The following is an 18,114-nucleotide window of genomic DNA, read 5'->3' as shown; positions in this document are numbered from 1 at the left end:
GCTCAATGCGTTACCGCATCCCTTGCGCCTCTGAGAAGATGTGCAGTGCCGAGGTAATCGCGCCGATGGAGATCCGATGCCCGCAATCCTGCGAAAGAAATCTCATGGCGTCTCCACGCGGGCGCAGGTCATCGACGGTGCCGAGGATATCGGCGTCGCCTATCAGGTGTTTTCCGATACGGTGGTCGAAGACGTCGTCGTCAAGAACTCGCCGCGCGGCTTCAAGTTTCACAACGGCAAGAACCTCGTCGTCAGGCGCTGCGAAACGGAAAATGTCAGGGGCGACGGCATCTATCTGACGAAGACGTCGAACGTGCTTCTGGAAAACAACCGCATGGGCGCCGCACCGGGCGAGGGCGCCGATTGCTGCCAGTTCGCCTATCAAAACAGCGACGACAATATCAGCTCCGATATCGTGATCCGCGGCAACCTCTTCCTGCAGTCGCCGACAAGCACGTCGAACAAGGGCGCGCTGGTCTGCGACAAAACCCGGAGATACCGCGTCGAGTACAACTTCATCGGCGGCAAGAATTTCTCCTTTTCGTCGATCGGCGACGATGCCGTGGTGCGCAGCAACATCATGCGCGACGGCAGGATGAACGACTATTCCTTCGGCTACGGCATCGGCGACAAGGCCGATCATGCCGGCCATCACCTCTACGACAACTGGATCGAGAACAACAATCGCGGCATCAGCCTGAGCGGCTTTTCCGATCAGGAGCGGGCATTCCGCAAGGATATCGATATCCACGACAACGTCATCAGCGCATGCGACGTCGCCTTCTTCGCCAATCGTCCGTGGTCGGGCAGCCTCCGGCGCAACATATTCATGCGGTGCCGGCAGGACATCCTTTTGAAAGGAACGGGCGAAGCCACCGCCGGTCAGATCGATGGCAATTATCACAATGACGGCAGCTTCCTGAACGTTACGCCGCCGCCGCTTCGCTTCAATCCCGACGGCAAGGCATCCGTCGCCTCGGGTGAATGGACATCCGAGCCCGATGAAATCGTGATCCAGTGGCGGGACAAGGGCGTGGATATCCCAGGCGCCAACCGGCCTTCCATTGCCGTCGAGGCCGGCATGGAATTGTCCTGCGTGCTGCTCGCCCGCAAGGGCCGCAACTGGATGCTGGCGATCGCCGAGGCTGCCTATGACGAATTCACGCCGCGTGCATGGCAGGAGAAAATGCTCCCCTGGCAGAAGCGGTATCTCACGATCTGAGCGGAGGCGCCGCCGATCATGCCCGGCCCGGAACCAAAGGCCGGCTTTGCCGTTGATTGCCATGCCCCACCGTATCGGGAGACGGGACAGCCATGGCACGCCAGACATTCTGGAAAGGTTATCTCAAGCTCTCGCTCGTCACCGCTGCCGTCTCGCTGACGCCGGCGACGACAGAGAGCAACAAGGTGCGTTTCCACGTCCTCAATCGCCAGACGAAGAACCGAGTCGAAAGCCGCTATGTCGACAGCGTGACCCACAAGTCGGTGGCCGATAGAGACCAGGTAAAGGGCTATCCGCGCGGCGAGGACGACTATGTTCTTCTCGAAGACGAGGAGATCGAGGAGGTCGGGCTGGAAAGCACCCGCACCATCGATATCGACAGTTTCGTGCCGCGCGGTTCGATCGACTGGATCTGGTACGACAAGCCGCATTTCCTGGCGCCTGAGGACAAGGTCGGCGCCGAAGCCTTCTGCGTCATCCGCGAGGCGATGAAGGCGAACGATGTCGTCGGCATTGCCCGCCTGGTTCTCTATCGCCGCGAGCGCGCCGTGCTGCTGGAGCCGCAAGGCAAAGGCATCATTCTCTGGACCCTGCGTTATGGCGACGAGGTGCGCGAATCCTTGGCCGAAATCGACGACAAGGCAAAGATCGATAGCAAGCTCTTGACGCTGATGAAGCAGCTGGTCAAGGAAGAGACCAAGGATTGGAGCCGGACCATGGTGCAGGACCCGATCCAGAAACGCCTGAAGTCGATGATCCGCGGCAAGCAGAAGAGCTTGAAGCAGGTCGCCCCCGCCAAAAAACCGCCGCCGGTGAAATCGACCGGCAACGTCATCAACATCATGGACGCGCTGAAGAAGAGCCTGGCGGAAGGCGGCGGGAAGCCGCGGTAATCCCTATCGTTTCCTCTTTTCCAGCGGTTTCGCCGCCGCGAAAAATCCATCCCAGGGATCTCTGGGTAGGGCGTCGAGCCGCGTCGGCGTATTGTCGACGGTAAAATAGGCCGGCCCGATGTCGGCGGTAAGCTCGCTCCATTCCAGCGGCATCGAGACCGCCGCGCCCGGTCTTGCCCGCGTCGAATAGGCCGCAACCGCCGTATTGCCGCGGCCGTTGCGCAGATAATCGATGAAGATCCTCCCCTTCCGCTTGGCCTTCGTCGCCGTCGCCAGATAACGAGCGGGATCGTCGGCCGACATGCTGTCGGCCAGCCATTTGGCAAAAGCCTTCACCTCCACCCAGGGGGCTTTCGGCGTGAGCGGCGTCACCACATGCAGCCCCTTGCCGCCTGAGGTCTTGACGAAGGCTGCGAGACCTTGGGCTTCCAGCCGCGCCTTCAATTCGTAAGCCGCGGCTATCACATTCTCCCACGCCACCTCCTCGCCCGGATCGAGGTCCATGGTGATCATGTCGGGCTTTTCCCAATTGTCGGTCGTCGCGCCCCACGGGTGGATTTCAAGGACCGCCGACTGCACCAGCGCCACAACGCCGTCGAAATCGGTGATCCGCAGCAGCTTCTCGCCCTGCTTGTCCTTCGGATCGATGATCTGCTCGATATGCGGGTTCATGCCCTTCCAGGCGTGTTTCTGGAAAAACCGCTGCCGGCCATTGATCCCGTCCGGCAGGCGCAAGAGCGCCAAGGGGCGGTTGACGACATAGGGCGCCATGAAGCGCCAGACCTGGGCATAATAATCCGCCAGTCCCACCTTGGTAACACCCTCGTCCGGCCAGTAGATGCGGTCGGGGTGGGTGAGCGTTACAGCGGTTTTCGGCAGGGGGCGGGCTGCGGTCTGTTCCGTCTCACGCGTCACCTCTTTGGCAAGCCTGTCCTCGCGCAGTCCGCGGAAGGCTGCATGGCGCAGATTGCCGTCGGCCGACCAGGCGCGGAACTCGACTTCGCCGACCAGCTGCGGCTTGACATAGATCAGCCCACGCCGCTCCTCGGCGGTGAGCTTGTTGTCGAAGGAGCTCTCGTTCTCCATCATCCGCGACAGCTTCTCATAGAGCATCTGCGCGGTTGCCACCGTAAAGCCGGTGCCGACGCGGCCGACATGCTTGAGCTCGCCACCCTGGTAATAGCCCATCGCCAGCGAGCCGATCGCATTCTCCATCGATGTCGACGGCACATAGCCGCCGATGACGAATTCCTGCCGGTGCGAGCACTTCGATTTGATCCAATCGCCCTTGCGTCCCGAGGTGTATTTGCTGTCGCGCAGCTTGGAGATCACGCCTTCGAGGCTGAGCCGGCAGGCATGATCGAGCACCAGGCCGCCGCGTTCGTTGAAATGTGCGCTGTAACGCAGCTTGTCATTATCGGCAGGCAGCAGGCTTTCGAGCAGATGCTTGCGATCGATGAGCGTGGCATCGATCAGCTTGTGGCCGTCGAGATGAAGGAGATCGAAAGCATAGAAGACGAAGCGATCGTTGCGGCCCTCGCTCAAATCACGCTGGAGCGCTGAGAAATCCGAGGCGCCGCTATCGCCCTCGACGACGATTTCGCCATCGATCACCGCCGACTGCACCGGCAGGGCGGCAAAGGCGTCGAGCACGTCCTTGCCGAACTTTGCCGTCCAGTCGAGACCGCTGCGTGTCAACATACGGACCTTGCCGTCCTCGATCCTGACCTGCAGCCGGTAGCCGTCGAACTTGATCTCGTGAATCCAGCGATCTCCGGCCGGCGGCTTCGGCCTCAGCTTGGCGAGCGCCGGTTCGATGAAATCGGGCATGGCACTCTTACGCGCGCCCTTGGGCCATTTGCGTTCTCGGGGTACGGTCGGTTTCGCCTTTTGCGCCGGCTTTTTGGCGGCAACGTCCTTGCCGTTTCCGGATTTGGAGTTCCAGGTCGCATCGGGATTTTCCGCCACCTCTTCGAGCTGCCGGCCTGTTTTGGCCGATTCCGGCCGTTCATCGAGAATGTCGCCGTCATGGCGCGCCTCGGCGTCGTCCCCCTTGATCAGTAGCCAATTCTCCCGTTTTTCGCCGGGCCGGCCGTGCATGCGCACGAGGTGCCAGCGGCCTTTCAGCTTCTCGCCGTCGAGTTCGAATTCCATATGGCCTTTGCGGTAAGCCTTGTGCGCACCCCCGAGCGGCGTCCAGGTGCCGCGATCCCAGACGATGACGGTGCCACCCCCATATTGTCCTTTCGGGATGATGCCTTCGAAATCGCCATAGGACAGCGGGTGGTCTTCGACATGCACGGCCAGCCGCTTGTCCTCCGGATTGAGGCTCGGGCCCTTCGTCACCGCCCAGCTCTTCAGCACCCCATCCATTTCCAGCCGGAAGTCATAATGCAGCCTGGTGGCGTCGTGCTTCTGGATGACGAAACTGTTGCCGCTGCTGCGGCCCTTGCGCCCTCGCGGCTCCGGCGTAAGTTTAAAATTGCGCTTCGCCTCGTAGGTCTCGAGAGCCATCTCAGCCTGCCTTCTTCCTCTGGCTGTCGCTGCGCGCCGGCGCCTTCTTCCTTGCCGGTGTCTTCTTCGCCGCACCCTTGCCGCTCATCCTGGCGCTCTGGCGCAGCGCCTCCATCAGATCGACGACCTTGCGTTCTGCTACCGGTTTCTTCTTCGGCGGCGCCCGGCCCTCGATCTTCGCCTTCACCAGCTCGACGAGAGCGGCTTCGTAGCGATCCTCGTAGGCGCTCGGGTCGAAGCTGCCGTGCTTGGTTTCTATGATGTGGCCGGCGAGTTCGAGCATCTCCTTGTCGAATTTGATATCGGGGATGTCCTTGAAGACGGTGTCGGCCGAGCGCACCTCGTAGTCGAAGTTCAGCATGGTCGCGACGATGTGGGTGTCATGCGGCCGGATCAGCAGCGTTCGGTTGCGCTGGAAAAGGACAGCTTCGGCCAGCGCTGCCACCTTGGCGTCCCGCATGCCCCGGATGATCAGCGACAGCGCTTCTTCATCATGCTCATTGACGGGTGCGAGGTAATAGGGACGGTCGAAATAGAGCTTGTCGATATCGTCATAGGCGATGAAAGCCTTGACATCGAGCACCTTGTCGTTCTCCGGCATGATCCCGGCAATCTCGTCGCCTTCGATGACGATGTAATCGCCGTTCTCCATCTGATAGCCCTTGACCTGGTCGTCGCGCTCCACCGGCTTGCCGGTCTCGCTGTCGACGAATTGCCGTTCGACGCGATGGCCGGTTCTGCGGTTGATGATGTTGAAGGAAACGCGATCGGAGGAGGAAATGGCGGTATAGAGCCCGACTGCGCAAGCAAGGTCGCCTACCTTCAGATGACCTTTCCAGCTTGCCCGCGCGGCCATTCCATCCTCCGTGACAAATCAGAGCCGACTGCTGCTCTTGTCGGTTTCGAGCTCCTGAAATGCCCAGCCGCCGTCGGGTGAGGGGTAGGCGAGCAACGCGTCGCCATCGCCGATCTTTTGGCGCGACGCGGCGTCCTTGGCGCGGACGATCGCTTCGTCGGCCGTCGCATAGGTCTCCGACAGCGTGTCGCCGAGCTTGTAGGCCCAGCCATTGTCATGCGGGACGACCTGATAGGTGATGTCGGCCATTTCGGATCTCCTCTTCGACCTCTTTTGCGCATTCGGGTCCCAGGACCGCTGCGCAGGTTGGTTGGAATTGCCTAGTTCCGATCTGGTTTGCGCCTTTCATCGAGGGCGATGATCTTCTCGAGCGAAGCGATATCCTCGCTGGTGACGACGGGAACGGGATCGGCCGCAATCGCCTCCAGCACCTCCTGCGAGATGGCGCCGTTGCGGATCGCCCATTCCAGCGTCTCGCGTGTTTCACGCTCGGCCTTCAGCTGCGCATAGAGCGCAACGATTAGCCGGTCGCGGGCATCCATCCGTCGGTCCTGACGATCCATCTTGCGGACATGCGGCATCGCAATCCACCCTTCTCACTGATTTGCTCAGGTGTAATCAACTGATGGCGGATGGAAAGGTTCCGCTATCGGCGACCGCCGGCGTCGTTGCCGGCCGGTGCGGATTGTTCTATCTCTGCGAAGCTGTTGTCAGAGGATTCCTTCATGGCTGATCTCAAGGCTCGCCCCCGTCCGACCGGCGCCACGGCCACCCTCGGCCGCACCGGTTTTCCGCATGTCACGTCCACCACGAGAGGTGAGATCGATATCGTCACCGCGCCCTCGCAGCCGGGCTTCAGCCCGCTCGATCTGCTCTATGCCTCGCTCTCGGGCTGTCTCGTGCTCAGCGCCCGCATCGCGGCCAGCCAGATGGGCGTTCTCGACAGGATCAGCGAGATCGCTGCCGACGTCACCGGCGAAAAGGCGACGGAAGGGCTTTCACGCGTTGCGAAGTTCAACATCGTCTTCTCGATCAAGGGCGATATCGACGAGGAGACACGCAGCAAGATCGTCCATGCCGCCGAAGACGAAATCTGCACGGTCAGCAACACCATCCGCGGCAATCCCGAATTCTCGACGGCGATATCGGGCTGATACACAAATAGACAATCGCAGACGGAGGATTGCGCGGGCAATGTCCGGCTTCTATGCTCGGGGTATCGAAGCAACGGTCTCGGCCATCATGCAGCCCAAGCCTCTGCCGACGTCCGGAACACCCGTCGTCGCCATCATCGGCGGGGGCGTCTCGGGCGCGGGCGTCGCCTATCATCTCGCCCGTGCGATGGCCGACGCGCATGCCGTCATCGTCGTCTTCGAGCCGCGCGCCGAGCTCGGTCGCGGCCTCGCCTATGACACGGACGACCCGGCCCACCGCATCAATGTTCCGGCCGCCAAGATGAGCCTGCAGCCAGACGACCAGGGCGAATTCCAGGCCTGGATCGACGCCCGCGACGCCGTCGCCTGCGACCCCGAGGCAAGACGCTCCGACGGCCAGATCTTTCCCCGTCGTCGGCTCTTCGGCGACTATGTCGCCTCCCTGCTGAAACCGCTGCTGGACGACGGCAGCGTGCGCCACTGCCGCGCGGCCGTCAGCCATGTCGAGCGTCGGGCCGGCCGCTGGTCCATCCGCGACGACAAGGGCGGCGTGACGGAGGCCGATATCGTCGCGATCGCCACCAGCCATCCGCCGCCGGCCGCTCCCGGCCGGCTTACAACCCTTCTGGCCGCCCATCCCCGTTTCGTCGCCGACACGACGAAGCCGGGCGCGCTCGACGTCATCCGTTCCCATGACGGGGTGCTGGTCATCGGCAACGGCCTGACCGCCGCCGATGTCATTGTCTCGCTTGCCGAACGCGGACATGATGGTCCGGTGACGGCGATCTCGCGCCGTGGCCTGCGCTCGCGCGGGCATGCGCCGGTGCCGCAGCCGCTCTATGGCGATTTCGTTGCCGATGCGGCTCATTCCGCCGTTTCGCTGCTGGCGGGAATCCGCGTCTCCATAAGCGCCGCGAAGGCGCAGGGCATAAGCTGGCATGGGGTGATCGATCAGGTGCGGGCGCAGGGATTTGATCTCTGGCAGGCGCTGCCGATGGCCGAACGGCGCCGTGTCGTCCGCCATCTGCGTTCCTATTGGGACGTGCATCGTTTCCGCATCGCGCCGCAGGTGGAAGCCGTGCTCGATGCGGCGATCGCTGCCGGTCGTCTCGAAATCCTCGCCGGCTCCGTCGCCGATGCGCGCATCGAAGGCGCACGCATTCGGTGCACCCTGCAGCCGCGCCACCGGCGCCAGCCGTTGGCGCGCAGCTACGACGCCGTCGTCGTCACCACCGGGCCGGCCCATGGCGGCATTCTCGAAACCCAGCCCTGGCTCTCGGCGCTCGCGGCAAGCGGCCACCTGTCGCAGGATCCCACCGGCCTCGGCCTTGCCTGCACCGAGCGCTCGGAGGCGATCGGCCCGTCGGGGACCGCGAACCCTTCGCTATTGATCTCCGGTCCCTTGGCGCGCGGTACCTTCGGCGAGCTGATGGGGCTGCCGCAGGTGACCGAGCATGCTTTCTTCGTCGCGACCGAAATCGCCGCAAAGCTGCGACAGGCTGAGACAAAAACGCATCCCGCCTGATTTTCCATTTTGATGTCGTTCTCCGACTGTCTCAGGCAATCGACTTCTGCTACGCAGTCCGCAGTCAATGGCTAGCCGGCCTTCGGGCAATCAGAAATATCGAGACCATGTCGCAGACCGCTTCCACCCTTTCCGAAGCCTCACCCTCCAATCGTCTCGCTCTTGCGGCGCTCGTTTTTGGCGGCGCGGCGATCGGCGGCTCGCCGATCTTCGTGCGGCTGTCCGAGGTCGGGCCGATGGCCACCGCCTTTTGGCGTGTGGCGCTGGCGCTGATCCCGATCTTCATCGTCTCGCTGCTGAAGAAGAATGCCGGAGCCAGACCGCAAAGCCCTGCCGACTACGGCATGCTGGTTCTTCCGGGCGTCATGCTGGCGCTCGACCTTGCCGCATGGCACCTTTCGCTCACCATGACCTCGGTCGCCAACGCGACGCTGCTTGCCAATCTCGCGCCCGTTTTCGTCACGCTGATCGCCGTCCTGTTTTTCAGGGCGAGAACCAGCGGCGTCTTCCTGTTGGGGCTGCTTCTGGCGCTTGCCGGGGTCGTTATTCTGAAAGGCGGTCCGGCAGGGCTCGGCAATGGCGATTTGAGCGGCGACGGCGCCGCGATGATCGCCGCCTTCTTCTATGCCTGCTATATCCTGGCGATCGGCAGGCTGCGCAGCCGGTTCGATACGATCCGCATCATGCTGTGGAGCACGGCATCGGCTGCCGTCTGCATCTTTCCGATAGGTTTCTTCTTCGAAGGCCAGATGCTGCCGGCGACCTTCTACGGCTGGTCGATCCTCTTCGGCCTCGCCTTCATCAGCCATGCCGGCGGCCAGGTGGCGATCACCTATGCGCTGGCCTATCTGCCGCCCGCCTTTTCATCGCTGACGCTGCTGCTTCAGCCGGTCGTCGCCGCGATCCTCGCCTGGGCGCTGCTCAATGAGGCGATAGGGACGATGCAGGCGCTGGGCGCCGCGGTGGTGCTTGCCGGCATCATGGTCGCCCGAGCGTCTCGCTCGTCGGCTTGACCGCTTGCTGCTCCAGCGGCGAGGGATCATCGCCCATTCTCTGGAGCAGCCACTTCTGGATGATCGGCACATCGGCATCACCGAGGTCGTGACCGCCCGGGATGACGTCGGAATCGACTGTGGCGCCCGAACTCTTCAGCCTGTCTTCGAGTTCGCTCGCATATTGGCCGTAGGCATCCGTCTTGCCGCTGATGACGAGCAGGTCCGTACCCTTCAGATCGGCATGCGGATAGTCGCTGAGTACAGGCATGGAGCGCAGCAGCACCGCCTTGTGAACGAGATTCGGGTGCAGGTAGAGCAGCGAGTTCAAGAGGTTGGCGCCGTTGGAATAGCCAACATAGACGATCTTCTTGGGGTCGAGCCCGTAGGATTTGACGGCGCCGTCGATGAAGGCCGCAAAGGCTTCGGCCTCAGTCTTGATGTCGTTCTGGTCGAAGGAGAAGGGTGTAATGCGCTTGTACCAGCGCGGAAAACCCTCTTCCGTGGCACGGCCTCGCACGCCCATGAGGGTCGCGCGCGGCGCCGCCTTGTTCAGCAGCGGCATCAGCGTCGTCTCATTGCCGCCCGAGCCGTGCAGCAGCACGAAGACGCTGCCGTCGGGATTCGGCGGTGTGTAGAAGCGATGGACGAACGGCAGCTCGCGATAATTGATGCGCGGTTGGCCGGGCATCGAAAATTGCGGCAGCACTACCTTCAGCTCGTCGAGATTGGTGATCGCGTCGGGCGGCGCGAAAAGCTTCGTTCCGAGTGCAGCGTGCTCTTCGTCGACGGTCATGCCCGGCTTGTCGGTCGCAAGCTCGACCAGCGTGCCACCCGGCTCGCGGGCATAGAGCGAACGGAAATATTTGCGGTCATGCATGTTGGTCGGCGACGCATTGGTCGCCTCCAAGGCCTTGCCGACCGACAGCAGCGTCTCCTCGTCCGGGGCGCGGAAGGCGACGTGATCGACGGTGCCGGTGCCGGGCGCCCCGGACCAGAAGCCGCGTGCATCGCGCACGTCGATAATGTCACCCGATTGCGAAACCAGCCTGTCGATCGTGCCGCGATTGGCCTGGAAGCGGTAACCGAAATGGCTCTCGAGAAAGCTCCGGCTTTCGTCAGGCTTTTCCGTCAACATGGTTGCACCGCGCACGCGCTGGACTGCATGTTCGACCGGGATCGAGGCACCGTCCCAGGCGGCCGGCGATGTGAGGTTCTTGGCGCCTGCGAGCTTGAGGATGATATTGTCGGGATCTTTCAGCCTGAGAACAGGCTCGCCGAATTCGTCGGTCGGCCCCTCCGAGCGCAGGCCGAAGCTCATGGCGCGCGTCAGCCAGTAGCCAATGCTCGCCGGATCGATCGCCAGCGAAATCTCGCTGATCTGGCCGTAGCCCGCCCGGCCGGGGGCGCCGTCTTCCCAGACGAGGAAGGTGAGCAGCGAACCCGGCGTTCCCGCCGCATCGCCATAGAGGAGATGAAGCTGCATCACATCTTCGTAACCGGCCGTCTGCTTGACGAGCCGCATGCCGAGAAAGCCGGCGTAAAAATCCACGTTCGCCTGCACCTTGCGGGTGATGGCCGTCACGTGATGTATGCCTGATACCATCGAGAGCAGTCCTGATTGAAGCGGCGTCGTCAGGAGCGCGAGTATGAAAGTTGCAAAGATCATACCGTTGCCAATGACCACCGCTTAGTTTTGTTCCGCACAAAGCGCAAGCGAATCGCCGCGCTGCAGCAGCTCCAAATGATCAACATCTTCGAGGGCCTCTTCCAGTTGCTGCAGGGTGGGGGGCTTGACCATATAGGCGCGCGCGCCGAGATTTCTGGCCCGCTGCATGTCGGTCTCGTCGCTCGAGGTGCTGAGAATGCAGACGGGAATCCGTTTCAGACGGGCGTCGGCCGACAGTGCGTTCAGCACCTCGAAGCCGTCCATGATCGGCATGTTGATGTCGAGCAGCATCAGGTCGATCTGCGGCAGGTCGGCGATGTCGGCGCGCTCCTCGAGCAGCCGCATCGCCTCGCGTCCGTTGGTGGCGATATGCAGGTTGAAGGTCACCTTCTCCCGCCGCATCAGCTTGATTTTCAGGATCTGGATGTCGGCCGGGCTGTCTTCGACGAGCAGCACTTCGGCAAGCCTGCCGGCACCTTCACCCGGCTGCTCCGCAGGCTTTGCGCTGGGCGGAGCGGCCGATGCGGCTGGCGCCGCGGGCCGTGCCGCGGCGAGCGGTATTTCGACGATGAAGGTGGCGCCAGGCCCCTTCTCGGGTTCGCACCAGATCGAGCCGCCATGCAGCTGCGCGATGCGGCGGCAGATGGCAAGGCCGAGCCCAGTGCCCTCGATGCCGCGGCCGACCAGCCGCTTGAACGGCTGGAAGATCAGCTCGCGGTGCTGCGGATCGATGCCCGGTCCGTTGTCGCGCACCGTCAGGCGGCAGGTATCGCCCCGCGCTTCGCCCGAGATCGTCACCTCCGGAGCTTTTTGATCGCAATAGCGGATGGCATTCGACACCAGGTTCTGCAGAAGCTGGGCCAGCAGCGTCGCATCGCCCATGACCTCCGGCAGCGCGCCGCGAATGATGACGGCGGCGCGGCTCTCCATCTGCAGGCGCAGATTGTCCTCCACTTGGTTGAGCACATCGGACAGCGAGACCGGCGTCAGCTCCGGCCCGCCATAGGCTTCGAGCTTGGTGAAGCCCGAGACCTTGACGATCAGGTCTTCCATGTGGTCGGCGGCGCTCAGCACGTAATCGAGCAGTTCCCGGTCTTCGGCCGGAAGTGCTGCGGAACCGTGCAGGATGCGGCTGAAGGATTTGATCGTCCTGAGCGGCTCCTTCAGATCATGGGCCATGGCGCGGGTGAAGATCTCGAGCGATTGCCGCTTCTGCTCCAGCTGTGCTTCCAGCATGCCGTGCATGATGGCGTTCTGGATGCAGCGGTGCAGCGTTTCGGGCGAAAGCGAATCCTTGGTCAGATAGTCGCGCGCGCCGGCCTTCATCACTTCGACGGCGACGGTCTCGCTGCCCTGGCCGGTCAGCATGATGACATTGGCGACAGGATCGTCCTCCAATAGGTCGGCCAGCACGCCGAGCCCGTCGCGCTCCGGCAGCGAATAGTCGAGCAGGATGCAGTCCGGCCGCTTGCGCCCGTTCAGCGCAAGGCCCTCTTGGCCGGTTTCCGCCTCGACGACGGTGTAGGCGGTGCTGGAGACGCGGCCCAATATGCGACGATAGACCTCGCGATCGTCGATATTGTCGTCGATGATGAGAATGCAGCAGTCTTCCGCCAAACCGTCAGTCCTCGAGCGGCAGGATCGCGATTTCGAACCAGTATTCCTTCAGCCGCTGGATCGCGGCGAAGAGGCCGTCGAGATCGACCGGCTTCTGCACATAGGTGTTGGCGCCGAGCGCATAGCAGCCTTCGATGTCGCGCTCGTCGTCGGAGGTCGTCAGGATCACCACCGGAATCTTGCGCCAACCATCATTCGACTTGATCGCCTCCAGCGTCTTGCGGCCGTCAAGGCCGGGCATGTTGAGATCGAGCAGGATCAGCCCGGGTTTCGGCACCATCGTCGCGAGCATGTCGAGCGCCTCCTGCCCGGAGGCTGCCCAGCGGATCGAGTTGCGCAGGTTGGTGCGCTTGAAGGCGCGCATCGTCGCTTCGAAATCGTCTTCGCTGTCTTCGACGATGAGGATCGGTTGCGTGTCACGCTGCTGCATTCTGCCCCTCGCGCTTTTTTCCCAGGGTGAAATAGAATGTGGTGCCGGCGCCGACTTCGGATTCCAGCCAGATATCGCCGTGGTGCCGCGCGATGATCTTGCGGACGAAGGTGAGGCCTGCTCCGGTCCCGTCGTCGGAATCCTGCGACTTTTCGAGACGTTTGAAAATGCGGAAAATATCCTCATGGAATTCCTGGGGTATGCCTTTGCCGTTATCCCTAACGAAAAACACGTTGCGGGCAACCGTGCCGTCCTGGCCGACATAGCGTTCGAGATAGCCGATCGAGACCAGCGGCGCCGGCTTGTCGTTGTATTTGATCGCGTTGGTGATGAGATTGCGGAACACTTCGGTCAGCCGCGGCGCGTCGCAGACCACGTCCGGCAGCCGGCCGTCGATGACGACCTTGGCATGCCGCTCCTCCAGCAGGAGCTCCATCGTCGCCACCACATCCTTGACGATCAGACCGATATCGGCGCGTTTGACCGCCAGTTGCTGTCGCCCGAGCCGGGAGAAGTAAAGCAGGTCGTTGACGAGTTTCTCCATGCGTTGGCTGAGACGCACCAGACGGTTCAGCCGGCGCACGCCGTCATCGTCGAGCTTGTCCTCATAGTCTTCGAGGAGAAAGCGGGAATGGTTGTGCAGGCCGCGCAGCGGCTCCTTCAGATCATGCGAGGCGATGTAGGCGAATTCATCGAGGTCGTGGTTGCTGCGCTCGAGTTCGGCGGTATAGGCCTCGAGCTGGGCAAGTGTCGTTTTCATCCGCTCTTCCTGCCGGGCGCGCTCGCTGATGTCGCGAACGATGCCGACGAAAGTCTTGGTCTGGCCGCTGACGACGACGCTGATGGACACGTCGATCGGAAAGACGATGCCGTTCTTGCGCCGCCCGGAGACCATGCGCGTCGTGCCGATGATGCGCTCCTCGCCGGTCTTCCGGTAATGGGCGAGATAGCCGTCGTGCTCGGAATGATAGGGCTCCGGCATCAGCATCTTGATGTTCCGGCCGATCGTCTCCTGCGGGGAATAGCCGAACATGCTTTCGGCCGCCGGATTGAAACTCTTGATCGTTCCACGTTCGTCGATGACGATGACGGCATCGGGCGTGCTGCGCACCAATGCGCCGAAGCGGATGCGCTCGGCCTCGAGATTGTGGTGGTTGCGCAGGAAATAGAAGACGAGGATCGCGATCAGCCACAGCGTGGCGGCGGTGATCGTGCGGTTGGCGATCTCCTGCCAGAAGCCCGCTTCGTCGTGCCGGACGGCGAGGAAGCCGAGCATTAGCAGCACGGTGCAGGCGAAGGCGAAGAAGAGCGGCGCATTCCTGTTGCCGAACCAGAGGGCCGTCAACACCAGCGGCACGTAAAGAATGCCGTTGGCAAGGCCAAGCGGCGTATAGAGATCGACAAGAAGGCCGGTGAAGCAGACCGCCGCCGGGATCCAGAGCGGGATCTGCGCTCGGTTTGCCGGCTGCAGCCACCAGGAGCGGGCAAGAAGGCCCGAGCCGAAGAGCACCAGGCCGATCGCCGTATGCAGCGCCATCGCCGCATAGGGGCCCCAGCGGTAGCCCTGTTCGGCATAGGTGACATAGCCGGCGAGCGCGATCATGCCGAGCGTGATGACGACGTAGCTGGTCAGCTCCTGTACCACCTGGCTTTTCGACGTCTCGAGGTAGAGGGAGAGCAGCAGCGAAAAATTGGCGATCAGGAAGATCAATGCCGTGTTGGGGCCCATGCCGCCGCCGATCTCGGCGATGAAGTCGGGCGGAACCAAGAGGTGCGAGATCAGCATGTCGACATTGTGGAAACGCCGTCCGAGCATGGCGATTTCCACGAGCCGAGCCGCGGCGATCGCCGCTGCAAACCCCGCCATGACCGTTGCCGCCATGCGAAAGCGGCGGCCGGACAGCGTCGAGACGGCAAGCCCGACGCCGGAAAGCACGAAACAAAGGGCGGTATTGAAAGCCATCGACGGGAAGCCGGGGATCAGCGAGATGATAATCTTCATCTGCAACAACCAGCCGGCCAGTGCGCTGGCGCCGAGAAGCAACATCAGGCAGCCGACTGCAATCGCGAAGGCGCGGTAGCGCCGCCTTCGCTGATCCTGCAGGTCCACGTTGCCCTTATCCTGCACCCGTGTATCCTCCTTCGGTTCGCGCGGCCATTTTTTCCGAAATCGAGGAATACTCAATAGGCAGGCGAAGCCGCCGCCGCGCTTTTTGCGAAATGATTTTTCGATAAGATGGATCGAATTTTCGAGAAATCGCGATATCGTGAGGTCGAAGGACGGCGAGGTTCATCGAACAATATCCAAATCATGGTGCTGGATGCCTACCATCGTGTACGTCGACGACAGCAGGGATGATCTCTTCTATCTCGACTATATCCGCAAGAAGCAGCAGATAGACGTCGATCTGTTCTGTTTTTCGACGGCCGAGACGGCGCTCGAGGCGCTGAAGCAGCGCGTGGCAGAAGGCTGGGCTCCGCCGGAGCTGCTGATCGCCGATCTCTACATGCCGCTCGATAGCGGTATCGGTCTGGTGAGCAGGCTGCGCGGCGACGATCGGTTCAGCGCGATGCGGCTTGCGATCTGCAGCGGATCGGATGCCGATGAGGATCGCGCCCGCGCGCTCGAAGCCGGCGCCGATTTTTACCTCGAGAAGCCGCTTGACCTCGCCGCGATCGTCCTCAATCTTGAAGTGTAGGAAACGGCAAAAACCGATAGTGCGTTTCCTGGCGTTCGTCCGGGCGATATGACAAACCGCAATTGACAAGGCCGAGTGTGCATCCCAAGATGCAACCGAAACGAAGCGGACGGAACTAAAAATAAGCGCTGAGAGAACCGAATGGACCCGCGTTCGCCGCCACGAACTTCAGCCAACCCCTTAGCTAAATGGGCCTATCGGCTCTCTCGCGCTTACGTCTGGCACTGCCTTCTCGCATTCATGGATGTTGAACGCGTGAAGATTTACGATACCCAGGTAAGAACTACTGCCCCTCAGTATAACCTGCCCGTGCATCACCTGTAGTTGAGATAACTGATGATTTCCGCCTTGCGTACCGAAAGTCCCCGTTTCGATATCTCTCATCAACCGTCTCGCAATTTTTGTAGCTCTTCGCGTTTAGGACGTATATCCCAAGATTTGGGGATCGGGGGAGGAGAGGAAGATTGGGAATGAGCAATGCCGCGGCAACTCCTTTTCATGCCGGGCCGGAGCTGAGCCGGGCGATCAACCGCACCGATTTTTTCCGTCTGCTGAAAGCGGCGGCACAGCATTATCACTTCGACAATTTCGCGCTTGCCCGCATTTCCGAAGCTTCGGCTCCTTTCGGTGAACGCGATGTCGTCATCACCAATGTCCACGAGCGCCGCGTCGGCCTTTTCATCGCGACGTTGAAAGAGGCGCTCGGGACCGTCCGTGCAAAGAGCGCCCAGTTTCTGGCAACGCCGGTCCATGGCAGGAGTGCTGAGCCGGATACCTATCCTTCAGATCGCCTGTTCAACGAGTTCCGCAACGGCGTCTTCCTTTTCATTCCGCTGTTCACGCCGGAAGGGCGGCGATATTGCCTGGTGCTGAGCGGCGAGCGTGAGGAGCCGGATCAGGGCGAGCTCGCCGACCTGCTTCTCGATGCCATGCGGATTTTCGATAAGCTCTACGAGGAAATCCTGACGCCGGAAATGTCCGGACGGCTGACCCAGCGCGAATCGGAAATCGTCAAATGGACGAGCGAAGGCAAGACCTCGGCGGAAATCGCCATCATTCTTGGTCTTTCCGAGCACACGGTCAATTCGCACATCACTGCGGCCGCGCGCAAACTCGACGCGGTGAATTCGCGTCCACATGGTGGCGATCGCCCTGAGAAACGGTTTGGTGTCGTGAACATGGACTTCGGGACTGGGGAAAAGAGATGGCCAGCGAAACGGTCCGAAAGAATGCGGTAAAGGTTCTCTTTGTCGACGACGAGTTCATTGAATTCCGCGCGCTCAAGAAGAAGATCGCCGAGCTCTCCGAGCCGCTCGTCGAGGTCGAATACTCGCCGTCGATCGGCGACGCGCTGGAAAAGATTCGCGCGGCGCGCTTCGATCTCATCCTGCTCGACAACCGCCTTCTGCCCAATGCCGATTTCCGCGAAACGGTGCCCGAGCTGCGCGGCATCGGCTATACCGGTCCGATCGGTGTCGTCTCGACTGATATATCGGGCGGCTATTTCCAGGAGTTTCCCGATTACGGCGTCGACTTCCGCATCGGCAAGGACGAGATCGACGCCCAGACGCTGCAGCACATCATCCGCGAATATGTGCACTATGACGTCCCGGATTTCTGGAAGGACGATTACAGCATTTAACGCATGTCGCGCAGGACTGTCGGCGGTTTGCCGCCTCAAGAAACCGGAAGGCGGATGGTGAAGCGGCTGCCGCTTTCGTCCGAATGTTCAAGGCTGAGATCCCCGCCAAGCGCCTTCAGAAGCTCCTGCGCCGTCGTCAGGCCGAGGCCGGCGCCGGCGACCGCTCCCGCCTTCGGCAATTTCCAGAATGGCTCGAAGATCCGCTCCCGATAGGCGGGATCGATGCCGGTTCCGTTGTCGGAAACCCGGATCAACCAGTTCTCCCCCTCTTGCTCCGCCGTGATGGCCACATGCGGCGGCGATGAACCGCGATAGGTGAGGGCGTTGGAAATGAGCTGCCTTAGCACCAGGCCGAACAGGGCGGGGTCGGTGCGGATGGAGGGCAGGCCCCGGCAGGCAAGCGTCGCGTCGTGCGCCCCTGTTTCATCGACCAGCTCGGGCCAGACACGTTCGGCCAGCGCCTGCAGGTTGACCTCTTCGGGCGTGACCTGAGGCGCCCCACCGGCAAGGCTCATCAATGCCTTGGTGAGCCGCTGCGCGGCCTGCGCCTTTTCCATGATCATCCTGAGGCTCTGAAGCTGTTCGCCGTCAAGCGTCTCCTCGAGATCGTCGAGCAGCAGTTCGGCATACATGGCGATATGGCGCAGCGGCGATTGCAGGTCGTGCGAGGCGGTGGCGAGAAAACGCTTGATGCGCTCTTCGTTGTCGCCGGTGGTCTCAAGCGGTCTCGTCGGGTTGGGTGACATCTGGCGGTTTCCCCGATCTGCTGCGGCGCCGTGCACTTTTTTCAAGGGCGCGGCGGACGCTGTAATATCTTGAATTGCTGCATAATTTTATCCTGGCAATAGGCAACAATAAAAACAGGGCGCCGGCTCTGCAACCGGCGCCCTGTTCAAGGATG

At 61.9% G+C, this 18,114-nt stretch carries 17 protein-coding genes and 1 pseudogene; 8 read left to right on the top strand and 10 right to left on the bottom strand.

What is annotated here, in order from left to right; genetic code table 11:
- Positions 1-76: 76 nt before the first annotated feature.
- Positions 77-1,222, top strand: a complete 1,146-nt coding sequence (locus MHI61_RS20475; protein WP_239790292.1) for a right-handed parallel beta-helix repeat-containing protein — start codon at positions 77-79, stop codon at positions 1,220-1,222.
- Between the two features lie 92 nt (positions 1,223-1,314).
- On the top strand, positions 1,315-2,115 hold the full coding sequence (locus tag MHI61_RS20470; RefSeq protein WP_239790291.1) for a Ku protein: 801 nt from the start codon (positions 1,315-1,317) through the stop codon (positions 2,113-2,115).
- Positions 2,116-2,118: 3 nt separating this feature from the next.
- Here the strand turns inward: MHI61_RS20470 and ligD are convergent, their stop codons facing one another.
- The 4 genes from ligD to MHI61_RS20450 all read right to left on the bottom strand — a co-directional run bounded on the left by ligD (position 2,119) and on the right by MHI61_RS20450 (position 6,066).
- Positions 2,119-4,629 carry a DNA ligase D gene (ligD, locus tag MHI61_RS20465; protein ID WP_239790290.1) on the bottom strand — a complete coding sequence of 837 codons (2,511 nt, stop codon included), beginning with the start codon at positions 4,627-4,629 and terminating at the stop codon, positions 2,119-2,121.
- A gap of 1 nt (position 4,630) precedes the next feature.
- Positions 4,631-5,485: a Ku protein gene (locus MHI61_RS20460; protein WP_239790289.1), complete on the bottom strand. Its 855-nt coding sequence runs from the start codon at positions 5,483-5,485 to the stop codon at positions 4,631-4,633.
- Positions 5,486-5,503: 18 nt separating this feature from the next.
- A complete protein-coding gene (locus tag MHI61_RS20455; RefSeq protein ID WP_010025636.1) occupies positions 5,504-5,734 on the bottom strand; it encodes a DUF2188 domain-containing protein in 231 nt (76 codons plus the stop codon).
- A 71-nt stretch (positions 5,735-5,805) separates the two neighbouring features.
- Positions 5,806-6,066, bottom strand: coding sequence for a hypothetical protein (locus MHI61_RS20450; RefSeq protein WP_239790288.1), 261 nt, complete (start codon positions 6,064-6,066; stop codon positions 5,806-5,808).
- A gap of 144 nt (positions 6,067-6,210) precedes the next feature.
- Here MHI61_RS20450 and MHI61_RS20445 point away from each other — a divergent pair, with 144 nt between their 5' ends.
- The 3 genes from MHI61_RS20445 (at position 6,211) to MHI61_RS20435 (ending at position 9,177) form a co-directional block, all read left to right on the top strand.
- The gene (locus MHI61_RS20445) at positions 6,211-6,639 is read left to right on the top strand and encodes an OsmC family protein (RefSeq protein ID WP_239790287.1); all 429 of its coding nucleotides are present in this window, start codon (positions 6,211-6,213) and stop codon (positions 6,637-6,639) included.
- Between the two features lie 40 nt (positions 6,640-6,679).
- Positions 6,680-8,164 carry an FAD/NAD(P)-binding protein gene (locus tag MHI61_RS20440; protein ID WP_239790286.1) on the top strand — a complete coding sequence of 495 codons (1,485 nt, stop codon included), beginning with the start codon at positions 6,680-6,682 and terminating at the stop codon, positions 8,162-8,164.
- A gap of 107 nt (positions 8,165-8,271) precedes the next feature.
- A complete protein-coding gene (locus tag MHI61_RS20435) occupies positions 8,272-9,177 on the top strand; it encodes a DMT family transporter (RefSeq protein ID WP_239790285.1) in 906 nt (301 codons plus the stop codon).
- Here the strand turns inward: MHI61_RS20435 and MHI61_RS20430 are convergent.
- The 5 genes from MHI61_RS20430 to MHI61_RS20410 are packed head-to-tail and all read right to left on the bottom strand — an operon-like array spanning position 9,143 to position 15,166.
- Positions 9,143-10,825, bottom strand: a complete 1,683-nt coding sequence (locus tag MHI61_RS20430) for a VOC family protein (protein ID WP_239790284.1) — start codon at positions 10,823-10,825, stop codon at positions 9,143-9,145. The genes MHI61_RS20435 and MHI61_RS20430 overlap by 35 nt on opposite strands.
- 21 nt (positions 10,826-10,846) lie before the next feature.
- The gene (locus tag MHI61_RS20425) at positions 10,847-12,442 is read right to left on the bottom strand and encodes a response regulator (RefSeq protein ID WP_239790283.1); all 1,596 of its coding nucleotides are present in this window, start codon (positions 12,440-12,442) and stop codon (positions 10,847-10,849) included.
- 4 nt (positions 12,443-12,446) lie between these two features.
- Positions 12,447-12,872, bottom strand: a complete 426-nt coding sequence (locus MHI61_RS20420; protein ID WP_064681164.1) for a response regulator — start codon at positions 12,870-12,872, stop codon at positions 12,447-12,449.
- Positions 12,859-15,000: a PAS domain-containing sensor histidine kinase gene (locus tag MHI61_RS20415; protein ID WP_239790282.1), complete on the bottom strand. Its 2,142-nt coding sequence runs from the start codon at positions 14,998-15,000 to the stop codon at positions 12,859-12,861. The genes MHI61_RS20420 and MHI61_RS20415 overlap by 14 nt, the downstream gene beginning before the upstream one ends.
- Entirely contained in the window at positions 14,990-15,166 is a 177-nt protein-coding gene (locus MHI61_RS20410) for a hypothetical protein (protein ID WP_239790281.1), read from the bottom strand. The genes MHI61_RS20415 and MHI61_RS20410 overlap by 11 nt, the downstream gene beginning before the upstream one ends.
- A gap of 27 nt (positions 15,167-15,193) precedes the next feature.
- On the opposite strand from MHI61_RS20410, the gene MHI61_RS20405 reads away from it, so the two are divergent.
- From MHI61_RS20405 to MHI61_RS20395, 3 genes and pseudogenes are all read left to right on the top strand, one after another.
- Positions 15,194-15,571 carry a response regulator gene (locus tag MHI61_RS20405; protein ID WP_064681162.1) on the top strand — a complete coding sequence of 126 codons (378 nt, stop codon included), beginning with the start codon at positions 15,194-15,196 and terminating at the stop codon, positions 15,569-15,571.
- Between the two features lie 470 nt (positions 15,572-16,041).
- Positions 16,042-16,747, top strand: a pseudogene (locus tag MHI61_RS20400) (helix-turn-helix transcriptional regulator).
- 28 nt (positions 16,748-16,775) lie between these two features.
- Positions 16,776-17,213, top strand: a complete 438-nt coding sequence (locus tag MHI61_RS20395; RefSeq protein ID WP_097582486.1) for a response regulator — start codon at positions 16,776-16,778, stop codon at positions 17,211-17,213.
- Between the two features lie 35 nt (positions 17,214-17,248).
- Here MHI61_RS20395 and MHI61_RS20390 read toward each other — a convergent pair whose 3' ends face one another.
- The gene (locus tag MHI61_RS20390) at positions 17,249-17,959 is read right to left on the bottom strand and encodes an ATP-binding protein (protein ID WP_239790280.1); all 711 of its coding nucleotides are present in this window, start codon (positions 17,957-17,959) and stop codon (positions 17,249-17,251) included.
- Positions 17,960-18,114: the final 155 nt, after the last annotated feature.

The sequence above is a fragment of the Rhizobium sp. K102 genome, from assembly GCF_022385315.1.
GTDB classification, from domain to species: Bacteria; Pseudomonadota; Alphaproteobacteria; order Rhizobiales; family Rhizobiaceae; genus Rhizobium; species Rhizobium croatiense.
Note: the sequence above shows the minus strand (reverse complement) of the source record. Positions and strands in the feature narration are given on the sequence as shown.

What these genes read in the sequence shown, in the direction of transcription:
- MHI61_RS20475 (WP_239790292.1), top strand. Translation starts at nt 77, where the DNA reads ATGCCCGCAATCCTGCGAAAGAAATCTCATGGCGTCTCCACGCGGGCG.
- MHI61_RS20470 (WP_239790291.1), top strand. Translation starts at nt 1,315, where the DNA reads ATGGCACGCCAGACATTCTGGAAAGGTTATCTCAAGCTCTCGCTCGTC.
- ligD (WP_239790290.1), bottom strand. Translation starts at nt 4,629, where the DNA reads ATGGCTCTCGAGACCTACGAGGCGAAGCGCAATTTTAAACTTACGCCG.
- MHI61_RS20460 (WP_239790289.1), bottom strand. Translation starts at nt 5,485, where the DNA reads ATGGCCGCGCGGGCAAGCTGGAAAGGTCATCTGAAGGTAGGCGACCTT.
- MHI61_RS20455 (WP_010025636.1), bottom strand. Translation starts at nt 5,734, where the DNA reads ATGGCCGACATCACCTATCAGGTCGTCCCGCATGACAATGGCTGGGCC.
- MHI61_RS20450 (WP_239790288.1), bottom strand. Translation starts at nt 6,066, where the DNA reads ATGCCGCATGTCCGCAAGATGGATCGTCAGGACCGACGGATGGATGCC.
- MHI61_RS20445 (WP_239790287.1), top strand. Translation starts at nt 6,211, where the DNA reads ATGGCTGATCTCAAGGCTCGCCCCCGTCCGACCGGCGCCACGGCCACC.
- MHI61_RS20440 (WP_239790286.1), top strand. Translation starts at nt 6,680, where the DNA reads ATGTCCGGCTTCTATGCTCGGGGTATCGAAGCAACGGTCTCGGCCATC.
- MHI61_RS20435 (WP_239790285.1), top strand. Translation starts at nt 8,272, where the DNA reads ATGTCGCAGACCGCTTCCACCCTTTCCGAAGCCTCACCCTCCAATCGT.
- MHI61_RS20430 (WP_239790284.1), bottom strand. Translation starts at nt 10,825, where the DNA reads ATGATCTTTGCAACTTTCATACTCGCGCTCCTGACGACGCCGCTTCAA.
- MHI61_RS20420 (WP_064681164.1), bottom strand. Translation starts at nt 12,872, where the DNA reads ATGCAGCAGCGTGACACGCAACCGATCCTCATCGTCGAAGACAGCGAA.
- MHI61_RS20410 (WP_239790281.1), bottom strand. Translation starts at nt 15,166, where the DNA reads ATGAACCTCGCCGTCCTTCGACCTCACGATATCGCGATTTCTCGAAAA.
- MHI61_RS20405 (WP_064681162.1), top strand. Translation starts at nt 15,194, where the DNA reads ATGCCTACCATCGTGTACGTCGACGACAGCAGGGATGATCTCTTCTAT.
- MHI61_RS20395 (WP_097582486.1), top strand. Translation starts at nt 16,776, where the DNA reads ATGGCCAGCGAAACGGTCCGAAAGAATGCGGTAAAGGTTCTCTTTGTC.
- MHI61_RS20390 (WP_239790280.1), bottom strand. Translation starts at nt 17,959, where the DNA reads ATGTCACCCAACCCGACGAGACCGCTTGAGACCACCGGCGACAACGAA.